The 12,382-nt window shown below is 28.0% G+C and carries 10 protein-coding genes and 1 pseudogene; 10 read left to right on the top strand and 1 reads right to left on the bottom strand.

Annotated features, from left to right (window positions below; translation table 11 throughout):
* Nucleotides 1-146 precede the first annotated feature (146 nt).
* From I2A66_RS08970 to fucO, 9 genes and pseudogenes are all read left to right on the top strand, one after another.
* Nucleotides 147-1,409 carry a cation:proton antiporter gene (locus I2A66_RS08970; RefSeq protein WP_122638651.1) on the top strand — a complete coding sequence of 421 codons (1,263 nt, stop codon included), beginning with the start codon at nucleotides 147-149 and terminating at the stop codon, nucleotides 1,407-1,409.
* A gap of 133 nt (nucleotides 1,410-1,542) precedes the next feature.
* Nucleotides 1,543-2,067: a GNAT family N-acetyltransferase gene (locus I2A66_RS08965; RefSeq protein WP_195251469.1), complete on the top strand. Its 525-nt coding sequence runs from the start codon at nucleotides 1,543-1,545 to the stop codon at nucleotides 2,065-2,067.
* A 90-nt stretch (nucleotides 2,068-2,157) separates the two neighbouring features.
* A complete protein-coding gene (locus I2A66_RS08960) occupies nucleotides 2,158-3,480 on the top strand; it encodes an aminotransferase class V-fold PLP-dependent enzyme (RefSeq protein WP_195251467.1) in 1,323 nt (440 codons plus the stop codon).
* A gap of 93 nt (nucleotides 3,481-3,573) precedes the next feature.
* Nucleotides 3,574-4,935, top strand: coding sequence for an MATE family efflux transporter (locus I2A66_RS08955; RefSeq protein ID WP_122638654.1), 1,362 nt, complete (start codon nucleotides 3,574-3,576; stop codon nucleotides 4,933-4,935).
* A 182-nt stretch (nucleotides 4,936-5,117) separates the two neighbouring features.
* A complete protein-coding gene (locus I2A66_RS08950) occupies nucleotides 5,118-5,426 on the top strand; it encodes a PadR family transcriptional regulator (RefSeq protein WP_122638655.1) in 309 nt (102 codons plus the stop codon).
* Between the two features lie 12 nt (nucleotides 5,427-5,438).
* Nucleotides 5,439-5,622 (top strand): annotated as a pseudogene (locus I2A66_RS17860) (DUF1700 domain-containing protein); the annotation flags it as partial.
* Between the two features lie 498 nt (nucleotides 5,623-6,120).
* Entirely contained in the window at nucleotides 6,121-7,155 is a 1,035-nt protein-coding gene (locus tag I2A66_RS08940; RefSeq protein WP_147515835.1) for a DUF4097 domain-containing protein, read from the top strand.
* A 109-nt stretch (nucleotides 7,156-7,264) separates the two neighbouring features.
* The gene (locus I2A66_RS08935) at nucleotides 7,265-8,161 is read left to right on the top strand and encodes an SPL family radical SAM protein (RefSeq protein ID WP_122638658.1); all 897 of its coding nucleotides are present in this window, start codon (nucleotides 7,265-7,267) and stop codon (nucleotides 8,159-8,161) included.
* A gap of 159 nt (nucleotides 8,162-8,320) precedes the next feature.
* On the top strand, nucleotides 8,321-9,487 hold the full coding sequence (fucO, locus tag I2A66_RS08930) for a lactaldehyde reductase (RefSeq protein WP_122638659.1): 1,167 nt from the start codon (nucleotides 8,321-8,323) through the stop codon (nucleotides 9,485-9,487).
* 46 nt (nucleotides 9,488-9,533) lie between these two features.
* Here the strand turns inward: fucO and I2A66_RS08925 are convergent, their stop codons facing one another.
* Nucleotides 9,534-10,400 (bottom strand): AraC family transcriptional regulator, encoded by an 867-nt coding sequence (locus tag I2A66_RS08925; protein WP_122638660.1) that lies wholly within the window; start codon nucleotides 10,398-10,400, stop codon nucleotides 9,534-9,536.
* A gap of 187 nt (nucleotides 10,401-10,587) precedes the next feature.
* Here I2A66_RS08925 and I2A66_RS08920 point away from each other — a divergent pair, with 187 nt between their 5' ends.
* Entirely contained in the window at nucleotides 10,588-12,381 is a 1,794-nt protein-coding gene (locus I2A66_RS08920) for an L-fucose isomerase (protein ID WP_195251462.1), read from the top strand.
* The last annotated feature ends 1 nt before the right edge of the window (nucleotide 12,382 follow it).

The raw sequence follows: 12,382 nt of genomic DNA, 5'->3' as shown, positions 1-12,382 counted from the left end.
AATATTATTAAAAAACATTATGAAATATGTTAAAAATATAAATATTTAGAATTTAAATTATTCTATTGACGATGTCAACTAAAAGGTCTATAATTGCTTTTATCAATTTATGAATTAATAAAAATATACACAAAGGAGACATCGGTATGGAAAGTACAGTAGAAGCAATATCAGCAAATAATTTAATTTTAATATTTGCAATTATAGGTGTCACAGGTATAGTTTTAGGAAGAGTTAGTGAAATACTAAAAATTCCAGATGTAATACTATATCTAATCGCAGGAATTATAATCGGGCCATCAATGCTAAATATAATAAGTATACAATCTTTTCCAGTAGAAAATAATCTTATACTTACATTTGGATCAGCATTTATATTATTTGAAGGTGGTAAAGAAATAAATTTAAAAATATTAAATAAAGTAAAGCTTAGTGTAGGTATGTTAGCAACAGTAGGAGTTGTGATATCAGCACTTATAGTAGGCGGTGTATCAAGTAAGGTATTTGGACTACCTATAATGACAGCACTACTTTTAGGATCAGTAATTGCATCAACTGACCCAGCAGCGCTTATACCAGTATTTAAGCAAGTTAGTATAAAAGATAAAATAAAGCAAACAGTAGTAAGTGAATCAGCGTTTAATGATGCTGTAGGAGCAATACTAGTATCTACATTACTAGGGGTTGTAACTAGTGGAGAGTTTTCAGCACTAGATAGTGTAAAAGAATTACTAATGTCTGCAGGAGTAGGAGTAGGAGTAGGTATATTAGTTGGATATGTATTAACAGTATTCGTTTCTGATAAGAAAATAGGAGTATTCCACTCATATGCACCTATCATGGCAATACTTAAAGTTGCTTTAGCTTATGAAATAGCTATTGCACTTGGAGGTAGTGGATATATGGCTGTATTTATGGCAGGGCTTATATCAGGAAATAAAAAACTATTTGGACTTTGGATACCAGAATACGATTTTCAGTCTATACACCATTTTTCAGAGAGTGTAGGAACAATGTGTCGTATGTCTATATTCGTGGTTTTAGGAACACAAGTAGACTTAAACTCACTTGTAAAATATTGGGCTCCAGCATTAGTAATAGTATTAGTTTTAATGTTTGTAGCAAGACCATTATCAGTTTTAATATGTACAGCATTTGATAAAAATTCAAAATGGACTTTTAAAGAAAAATTATTTATGATGTGGGTTAGAGAAACAGGCGTTATACCTGCTGCATTATCAGGAATAATTGTTTCTATGAAACTTCCAGGATATGAAATTATATCATCAGTAGTATTTATGACTATTTTAGTTACTCTTATAGTACAAGCAAGTACTACAAAGATGGTTGCAAAAAAACTTGGTGTTTTAGAAGATGAATCATTAGATGAATTACAAGAAGCTATATAAATAATATAAAAGGAGATAATTTTATTTTGAAATTATCTCCTTTTATATTTATACAAGTAATTATATATAAATTGATTCTTATTATTATAATTTAGTATAATAAATAAGAGAATATAGCTGAAAGGAATTATTTATGATGAAGAAAAAATTTATAGATATGAAAAAAGAAGAATTTGAATCATTTTTTAATATACTAGAAAAATCATTTCCAGATAATGAAAGAAGAAAATATGTAGATCAATTATCTCTTTTAGATAAAGAAAACTATAGACCCCTTATTTTTAAAGAGAAGGATGAAGTACTAGCAATAATGGCTACATGGGAGTTTGAAAAATTTGTATTTATAGAGCACTTAGCAGTTGATAATAAATTAAGAGGAAAAGGTGTAGGAACCTCTTTAATTGATAATTACTTAAAAGAATGCAACAAAGAAGTATTTTTAGAGGTAGAACCCCCACAATGTGAAATATCTACGAAAAGAATTAAATTTTATGAAAAGTTAAATTTTTATTTAAATGATTTTTATTATTTACAACAACCTTTAAATGAAGGAGATTTACCATTTGAATTAAAAATTATGAGCTATGATAAAAAGATAGATTCAAAAGACTTTAAAGAATATAAAAATATTATATATAAAGAAGTATATGGAAAATAGATAATTTAAATATAATAAAATATAGAAAATCAACATAAATTTCTATATAAAATAATATACCTATACTAATGTATAATAGGAGGTATTTATATGGATTATAGAGATTTATACGATGGCATAGATGAACCTATTGAATTAGGGGATGGAACTTATATAACACCTATTAACTTTGATAATGGAGCAACAACGCCGCCCTTTAGAAGTGTAACAAAATTAATTTCAGATAATATAAAATATTATGGACCTATTGCTAGAGGCGTAGGATTTAAAGGTGAGTATTGCACTACCATGTTTAATAAGGCTAGAGATACTATATTAGACTTCTTTGGCTTAGGTAGTTGCAATACTCATACTGTAGTATATACAAAATCTGATACAGAGTCATTAAATATACTAGCAAATATACTTATAAAAAATAAAGAAGATATGATTCTTACAACTAGAATGGAACATCATGCTAATGATCTACCCTTTAGAAAATTAGGAAAAATGGTTTATGTAGATGTAGACTGTTTAGGAAGAATTAATATAGATGATATAGAAAAAGAGCTTATAAAAGCAAATGGAAAAATTAAAATTGTAACTATAACAGGTGCATCAAATGTAACAGGATATGTTACACCAATACATGATATTGCAAAATTAGCTCATAAATATAATGCAATTATAATAGTTGATGGAGCACAATTGGTAGCACATAAAGAGATTAATATGAACGGAAATTGTGCAGAAGAATCTATAGACTTCTTAACATTTTCAGCACATAAAGCTTATGCACCTTTTGGAAGTGGAGCTATTGTTGGAAGAAAAGAATATCTAAATCAATCAGATCCATTCTTATCTGGAGGTGGATGTGTTGCAGGTGTATTTGATGAGAGTATTATTTGGACATCAATACCAGAAAAGTTTGAGGCAGGAACTCAAAACTTTTTTGGTGTAATATCAATGGCACAAGCATTAAATGATTTAAAAAATATTGGATTTGAAAATATAGAAGAACATGAGTCTAACCTAAAAAACTATATTATAAATAATATGAAAAGTATAAAAAATGTAGTTATGTATGGAGACACAAATAATACTGATGATAGACTAGGTGTAATAACATTTAATGTTAATGAAAGAAATTACGAAGATTTAGCTATAAAAATGGCTACAGAAAAAGCAATATCACTAAGAGCAGGTAAATTCTGTGCACACCCATATGTATATAGACTGTTAGGAGCTAGTGATAGTGATGCATATAGAGATATAGTTTCAGGGGATTATTACTATGGTATGGTAAGAGCGAGTCTTGGTCTTTATAATACAAAAAATGAAGCAGATAATTTTTTAAATCATTTAGAATTTATTGCAAATAGAAGAAATCCTAATCGTAGATATAGAAGATCTAAAGGAATAATAAGATTTTAAAATTTAAAGAAAGTTTTATTTGACATAAGTATATGATGATAGATATAATCTATAATCAGAGAAAAATTATAAATAATAATCTAGAGGTGAATTATGACAAATGATATGACAAAAGGAAGTCCATTAAAGATTTTCATGTTATTTTCAATACCACTACTTATAGGTAATATATTTCAACAATTATATAGTATGGTTGATACTATAATAGTTGGAAGGTTTGTAGGCGTTGATGCACTTGCGGCAGTAGGTTCTACAGGTTCTATGTTCTTTTTAGTAAATGGTATGATACTAGGACTGACTAGTGGTTTTTCGGTATTAGTATCACAAAAATTTGGAGCAAAAGATGAGGTTGGTCTTAAAAAAGCTGTAGCAAGTAATATAAAGTTAACAATAATCTCAACAATTATAATGACTACAGTTTCTTTAATAGTAAAAAATCCATTACTTTCTCTTATGAATACTCCAGATAATATTTTTAATGATGCAAACACATATATAACTATAATATTTGCTGGTATATTTACTCAAACGGCTTATAATATGGCAGCAGGAATATTAAGAGCATTAGGGGATAGTAAAACTCCTCTATATTTCTTAATAGTATCTTCAATACTTAATATAGTTTTGGATTTAGTGTTTATTATAAACTTTAAAATGGGTGTAGCAGGAGCGGCTTATGCTACAAATATAGCTCAAGGTATATCTGCAATATTATGCTTAGTATATAGTTATAAAAAGTTTAAAGTTTTAAGACTTAAAAAAGAAGACTTTAAGGTAGAAAAAAGCTATTATAGTACACATTTAAAAATTGCTATACCAATGGGATTACAATTTTCAGTGACAGCAGTTGGTATAATTATAGTTCAAAGTGCTGTAAATGTATTTGGTTCAAATATAATAGCAGCATATACAGCATCGTCTAAAGTACTTCAATTAGTTATGCAACCATTAGTATCATTTGGAGTTACTATGGCTACTTATGCAGGTCAAAATTTAGGTGCGAAAAGATTTGATCGTATAAGAAATGGTGTTAGTATAATGAATAAAGTTTCTATTGTAACAAGTTTAATTGCAGGAGCTGTTTTAGTTTTCTTTGGAAAGTATTTCGTAATGCTATTTATGGAAAATCCAAGTGCGGAGATAGTTGGATATACTCAAGAAGTGCTTAATTATTCTGCAATTTTTATGATATTCTTAGGATTTATATTTGTCTATAGAAATGTACTACAAGGTATGGGAGAATCTTTTATACCAATGATGGCAGGAGTTTATGAATTAGTTGCTAGAAGTATAGTTGCATTTACTCTTCCTAAATTTATTGGATTTACAGGAATATGTTTATCAGATCCACTTGCTTGGATAGCCGCAGCTGTTCCTTTAATGTTTGCTTATTATAGCAAAACTAAAAAGATTATAGATGAAAATGAAAAGGAAAAGAATATTGCGACTGTATAGTATAATTTAAATTAAAAAAGCTTAGAGTAAACACTCTAAGCTTTTTTTATAAAATAATGCATATTATATATTATAAAAAGTATTGTGCAAAACACAGTACTGTGTTATCTTAAAAGTAGGTATTATGTTTTACACAGTACTATGCATTTTATACAAGATAAAGAATAAGAAAGGAGTAGTTGATGAATACTCAATTTAGAAAAGGTGTTCTTGAAATTTGTGTTCTTACATTAATATCAAAAAATGATATGTATGGATATGAAATAGTTCAAAATATCTCAAAAGTAATCGAAGTAAATGAAGGAACAATATATCCTATACTTAGACGACTAACGAAAGAAGGATATTTCGAAAACTATATATTAGAATCAAGTGAAGGGCCAGCAAGAAAGTATTATAAAATAACAAAAGATGGTATAGAAAATTTAAATAGGTTAAAAGAAGAATGGAATGAGTTTGTAGTGGCTGTAAACTCATTTATAAATGATTAAGGAGGGATAAAGTTGAAAAAAGAAGATTTTTTAGAAATATTAAAAGATTATCTTAAGAAGGGTTTTTCTGAAGATGAAGTAATGGATATATTAAGAGATTACGAAGAGTATTTTATAGATGGAGCTATAGAAGGTAAAAGTGATATGCAGATAATATCAGGTTTAGGATCCCCAAAAGAAATAGCTAATGAATTATTATCTGAAAGTAATTCTAAAAATACAAGTAAAATAAAGAGTAAAGCTGAAGGCATATTAATAGAAGTAAAAGGTAAATTGAAAAGATATTCAAATAAATTTAAAATAAATCTAAATGATAAAGATCATGCTAAATCAAGAAAGAAAACAAGACTTTTACAAGTACTAATTACTATAATATTAATACCAATTGTAATAAGTATTTTCTTAGGAACAGCTAGCTTTGCATTAGGGCTTGTAAGCTCAGTAGTTTTAGCGGCAGTAGGAGCTCCTTTTGCAGTAAGTTTAATGTCTGTAATGCCTGAAGTTAAGTTAGTAGTTATATTTGGAGTAATTGCTTATATAGGTTTTGAAATATTAATATGGCAATTATTTATTGAACTTATAAAATTAGAAAAAAAATATACAAAAAGATATATAAGATGGATTAATACAAATCAAAGATATATAAATGCAAGTATACAGAAAGAAGAAAATGATCAATATGGAGGTGATCTAGATGAATAAAAAACATATAGCTACAACTATTGGAGTAGTATTTCTTACAACGGGTGTTATAGGTGGAATCATATCAGGAATAAATGCTATGCCATCACTTATGAGTAAATACGATGAGGTACAAAGCAAATTTAATGAAAATGAAGTTTTATACGATGGAGAATTAAATATATCTAAGTTAAGTGTAGAATTACCAGTTAGCCATATTGAGATAAGACATCATAATAAAAACAATGTTTTAGTTGAAAGAACTGGAAATAAAGATATAAGCAATATTACTATTAATAATGAAAATAATGAATTAATAATAAGTGAAGAAAGTAAAAGAGTCAAGAAAGATGCTAAAAATGTAGATGATATTGTTCAGCAAATAATAGATGAGATATATACGTATGATATGTCTACTATAGTAATTTATTTACCTAAAGAAACTGATATAGATGTAAAAACTATTAATGGATATTTAAATGTTGAAAAAGATGTAGTATCAGATACTTTAAATTTTGAAACTAATAATGGTAATATATCATTAGATCCAAGTTTAAGTTTTAAGAATTTAAATATCAAGTCTAACCTTGATGTATATTTATCTACTTCGGAAATGTACGGTATAGAAAATATCAAAGTAGAATCATATAGTGTAAATATACATGATGGAAGCACTGTTTATGAGGATTCTATAATACCTAATAAAGTAGAAATATATACACTAAATAGTGATTATTATAATAATATAAGTATTGATACAAATTTACCAATAGCTAAAAACCTTACAATAAACTCAAACTCTAATGTGCGTCTAGATTTACCTATATTAAAGTATAAGTTTAATTTTAATATAAATACTTTAAGTGGTATATCATATGAGAATTCAGATTATGATAAGTATGTAGGGACTCCTTTAGAAAAGTATTTTAATGAAGATAATGAAGATACTACAAAACGAGAATTTATTGGTGTCATGAATGAATCTCTTTTAGAAAAATCTGATGAATATGTTATTAATATAGAGAGTGACTCTGTAACTTTTGAATAGTAAAATATAAAGATAAAATTTATAAAAAAGGAGTGTAGATAAATATTTTCTACACTCCTTTTTATTTGTAAAATAGTATAATAAATAAAACAGAAAGGAATAAAATTTTATGGAATTAATACAAAGTAAATCAATAGTATCGTCTACGTATAAAGAAAATCCACATTGGTTTGGTATAAACTATAATATGAATATATACAAAGGTTGTTGTCATGGTTGTATATACTGTGATTCTAGAAGTAGTTGCTATCAAATTATTGAATTTGATAGAGTTAGAATAAAAGAAAATTCAATAGAAATAATAAAGAAAAATCTTAAATCAAAAAAAACAAAAGGTGTTGTAGGTACAGGGGCTATGAGTGATCCGTATAATCCATTTGAAAAAAAATATATGTTAACAAGAGAAGCTTTGAAATTAATTGATGAAAATCGATTTGGAATAGCTATTGCAACAAAAAGTAACTTAGTTACTAGAGATATAGATATATTAAAAAAGATACAAAGTCATTCACCTACTATTGTAAAAATAACAATAACAACATATGATGATGAGCTATGCAAAAAGATAGAGAGAAATGTATGTCCAACTTCTGATAGATTTAAAGCTATAAAAGAGCTATCTGATAATGGAATATATGTTGGTGTATTATTAATGCCAATTATGCCTTTTATTAATGATAATGAAGAAAATATAAAAAATATTATAAAATCAGCATATAAATGCGGAGCAAAATTTATATTTTCTTATGGATTAGGAGTTACATTAAGAGATAACCAAAGGGAGTATTATTTTGAACAATTAAGAAAAATATTTCCGAATCAAGAATTAGATAAAAGGTATACAGATTCTTATGGTAAGTCTTATGAGAATCCTGCAAGGAACTATGAATATTTATTCAATGTATTTAAGAGAGAGTGTGAAAAGTATAATCTATTATATGATATGAAAGATATTATAAATGATTATAAAAGAAAGTATGAAAAACAGCAACTTAGTTGGTTTTAAGTACAATTAATATATGTTGTATACTTATATAAAGTATACAAAGTGAAAATTATTATATTTATATTCTATAAAAGTTATACAAAACTAAAAATAAACATACTACAATAATTATAAGAACTAAAACAAAAATTTAACAATAACTTAAGGGGAGATATTATTATGGTGAATAGAATAGTACTAAATGAAACATCATATCATGGATCAGGGGCAATAAAAGAAATAGTAACAGAAGTAAAAAGAAGAAATTTTAAAAAAGCATTTGTATGCTCAGACCCAGATTTAATAAAATTTGAGGTAACTACAAAGGTAACTAATTTATTAGATGAAGAAAATCTTGAATATGAATTATATTCTAATATAAAGCCAAATCCAACAATAGAAAATGTTCAAAGTGGTGTAAAGGCATTTAAAGATTCTAATGCAGATTACATAATAGCTATAGGTGGAGGTTCATCTATAGATACAGCAAAGGCTATTGGTATAATAATAAATAATCCAGAATTTGAAGATGTTAGAAGTTTAGAAGGTTTATCACAAACTAAAAATAAATCTGTACCTATAATAGCTGTACCAACAACAGCAGGAACTGCTGCAGAAGTTACTATAAACTATGTAATTACAGATGTTGAAAAAAATAGAAAGTTTGTATGCGTAGATACTAATGATATACCTGTTGTAGCAATAGTAGATCCAGATATGATGTCAAGCATGCCAAAAGGTTTAACTGCTGCTACTGGAATGGATGCATTAACTCATGCAATAGAAGGGTTTACAACAAAGGCTGCTTGGGCTATGAGCGATATGTTCCATATAAAAGCTATAGAATTAATATCACAAAATTTAAGAGGTGCAGTTAAGAATACTACAGAAGGTAGAGAAGGTATGGCACTTGGACAATATATAGCAGGAATGGGATTCTCTAATGTAGGACTTGGAATAGTTCACTCAATGGCACACCCTCTAGGTGCATTATATGATACTCCTCATGGTATAGCTAATGCAATAATATTACCAACAGTTATGGAATATAATGCAGATGTAACAGGAGATAAGTATAAGTATATAGCAAAAGCTATGGGTGTTGAAAATGTTGAGACTATGAGTGTAGAAGAATATAGAAAAGCTGCAATAGATGCAGTTAAGAAACTTTCTAGTGATATAGGAATACCATCTAACTTAAATGATATAGTTAAGGTTGAAGATATAGATTTCTTAGCAGAATCAGCATATAATGATGCTTGTAAACCAGGAAACCCAAAAGAAGCTAGTAAAGAAGATATTGTTAATTTATATAAATCTTTAGTTTCAGTTGAAACTTTAGCATAAAAATAAAAAATAGCTCCAGTCATTAACTAATGACTGGAGCTATTTTTTATTTTTCTAAATAATGATTTTGTTTTATGTACTGTTTTGGTGTTACACCTCGGTGCTTTTTAAAAGTTTTTATAAAATAACTACTATCATTAAATCCACAATTTAAAGCAATTTCAGTTATAGAGTAATCAGTTGTAAGAAGTTGTTCGCAAGCACTTTCTATTCTATAATAATTTAAATATTCAATAGGTGTTTTATTAGTCATCTCATGAAAGAATTTACAAAAATATTTAGGAGTCATACCTGCAGCTCTTGATAAATCATCAAGAGTAAGAGGACTGCTATATTCACTTTCTATTAATGATAATACATTTTTAAAATGAAGTATTCTTTCTTCAGTTCTCTTATTACTTTTATTTTTATTTTTATATAATTTATATTTTAATATTATACCTATTAAATAATATAAAGAGCCTTGTGTAATAAATTCATATCCTACATTTTCATCTTTCATTGATTTAAATAATCCATCACAACAAGACCTTAATTCATCACAATTGCTTTTTAATATAGGTCCGATGATTTTTTTTTGATTTATTATATCTTGGATTTGTTTTGTACAAGTATGATTTTCTTTTAATAAAACCTTCATATCAAATACAATGCATTCATAAATACAGTTATTTGGAGTTCCACCATGAAACATGCCTTCGTGAATAAAAATTATATCATCTTTTTTTGCTAGTATATTTTCATCATTAATTATTAATGAAAATTCGCCTTTTAAGATTCTTATTATTTCACACTCCGTATGCCAATGATAAGGCATATTATACCTAGGATGAGATGGGGTAACATGATAAAATTCAATTGGAAAATCAAAAGTACCGTGTTGCTTTTTTTCTTTATAATCAAAGTATTTCATAAGACTATCCCCCTAATATAAAAAGTGAATATTATTATATTTTTAAACCATTATATCACAAGAAAACGTTTCTTGGGATGCGTATAATTAAAGTATAAAAGGTAAGAAAAAAAGAAAAAGTCTTACTTTTTAAACTAAAAAAAGAAAATTATAAAATATATTATAAAAATATAAGGGGGATAAAAAAATGGCAAAAAGTAGATTAGTAGGAGGATACCCAGTAATAGGGATAAGACCAACAATTGATGCAAGAAAAGGAGTTTTAGATGTAAGAGGTTCTCTTGAAGAACAAACAATGAATATGGCTAAATCAGCTGCTAAATTATTTGAAGAAAACTTAAAATACTCTAATGGTGAACCAGTTAAAGTTGTTATAGCAGACACTACAATAGGTAGAGTTCCAGAATCAGCAGCATGCCAAGAAAAATTTAGAAAAGAAGGCGTAGATATAACTCTTACAGTAACACCATGTTGGTGCTATGGATCAGAAACAATGGATATGGATCCTACAACTATAAAGGGAGTATGGGGATTCAATGGAACTGAAAGACCAGGAGCTGTTTATTTAGCATCAGTTTTAGCAACTCATGCACAAAAAGGTCTTCCAGCATTCGGTATATATGGTCATGATGTTCAAGATGCAGATGCAACAGAAATTCCAGAAGATGTTAAAGAAAAATTATTAAGATTTGGTAGAGCATCAGTAGCAGCAGCTTCTATGAGAGGAAAATCTTATTTACAAATAGGTTCTATATGTATGGGAATAGGTGGATCTATAATAGATTCTGCTTTTATAGAAGAATACTTAGGAATGAGAGTTGAATCAGTTGATGAAACTGAAGTAATAAGAAGAATGACTGAAGAAATATATGATAAGGATGAATATGAAAGAGCATTAAAATGGACTAAAGAGAAGTGTATAGAAGGATTTGATAAAAATCCAGAGCATGTTCAAAAAACTCGTGAACAAAAAGATGCAGATTGGGAATTTGTTGTTAAAATGATGTGCATAATAAAAGACTTAATGAATGGAAATGAAAACTTACCAGAGGGGTGTGAAGAAGAAAAATTAGGTCACAATGCAATAGCTGCAGGATTCCAAGGTCAAAGACAATGGACTGATTTCTATCCAAACTGTGACTTCCCAGAAGCACTTCTTAATACTTCATTTGACTGGAATGGAAAAAGGGAACCATATATATTAGCAACTGAAAATGATGTATTAAACGGAATAAGTATGCTATTTGGAAAACTACTTACTAATACTCCACAAATATTCTCAGATGTTCGTACTTATTGGAGTCCAGAAGCAGTTAAAAAAGCAACAGGATATGAACTAGAAGGTGTAGCTAAGGAAGCTGATGGGTTTATACATTTAATAAATTCAGGAGCATCTTGCTTAGATGCTTGTGGCCAAGCAAAAGATGAAAATGGAAATGGTGTAATGAAAGCTTGGTACGATATAACAGAAGAAGATCAAGAAGCTATATTAAAGTCAACTACATGGAATGCAGCAGATAATGGATACTTTAGAGGTGGTGGATATTCTTCAAGATTTTTAACAGAAGCTGAAATGCCAGTAACAATGATGCGTTTAAACTTAGTTAAAGGACTTGGACCTGTTGTTCAATTAGTAGAAGGATATACTGTAAAACTTCCAGATGATGTATCTGATAAATTATGGAAGAGAACTGATTATACTTGGCCTTGTACTTGGTTTGCTCCAAGACTTACTGGAAAAGGTGCATTTAAATCAGCTTATGATGTAATGAACAACTGGGGAGCTAACCATGGAGCAATAAGTTATGGACATATAGGAGCGGATATAATAACTTTATGCTCTATATTAAGAATACCTGTAAGTATGCAGAACGTAGATGAAGAAAAAATATTTAGACCAGCTGCATGGAATGCATTTGGTATGGATAAAGAAGGTCAAGACTACAGAGCTTGTAGTACTTATGGACCAATGTATAAGTAAT

The organism is Romboutsia sp. 1001713B170207_170306_H8 (assembly GCF_015550495.1).
Classification (GTDB): domain Bacteria; phylum Bacillota; class Clostridia; order Peptostreptococcales; family Peptostreptococcaceae; genus Romboutsia_E.
This window is presented reverse-complemented; position numbering and strand designations above follow the sequence as displayed.

What these genes read in the sequence shown, in the direction of transcription:
- I2A66_RS08970 (WP_122638651.1), top strand. Translation starts at nt 147, where the DNA reads ATGGAAAGTACAGTAGAAGCAATATCAGCAAATAATTTAATTTTAATA.
- I2A66_RS08965 (WP_195251469.1), top strand. Translation starts at nt 1,543, where the DNA reads ATGATGAAGAAAAAATTTATAGATATGAAAAAAGAAGAATTTGAATCA.
- I2A66_RS08960 (WP_195251467.1), top strand. Translation starts at nt 2,158, where the DNA reads ATGGATTATAGAGATTTATACGATGGCATAGATGAACCTATTGAATTA.
- I2A66_RS08955 (WP_122638654.1), top strand. Translation starts at nt 3,574, where the DNA reads ATGACAAATGATATGACAAAAGGAAGTCCATTAAAGATTTTCATGTTA.
- I2A66_RS08950 (WP_122638655.1), top strand. Translation starts at nt 5,118, where the DNA reads ATGAATACTCAATTTAGAAAAGGTGTTCTTGAAATTTGTGTTCTTACA.
- I2A66_RS08940 (WP_147515835.1), top strand. Translation starts at nt 6,121, where the DNA reads ATGAATAAAAAACATATAGCTACAACTATTGGAGTAGTATTTCTTACA.
- I2A66_RS08935 (WP_122638658.1), top strand. Translation starts at nt 7,265, where the DNA reads ATGGAATTAATACAAAGTAAATCAATAGTATCGTCTACGTATAAAGAA.
- fucO (WP_122638659.1), top strand. Translation starts at nt 8,321, where the DNA reads ATGGTGAATAGAATAGTACTAAATGAAACATCATATCATGGATCAGGG.
- I2A66_RS08925 (WP_122638660.1), bottom strand. Translation starts at nt 10,400, where the DNA reads ATGAAATACTTTGATTATAAAGAAAAAAAGCAACACGGTACTTTTGAT.
- I2A66_RS08920 (WP_195251462.1), top strand. Translation starts at nt 10,588, where the DNA reads ATGGCAAAAAGTAGATTAGTAGGAGGATACCCAGTAATAGGGATAAGA.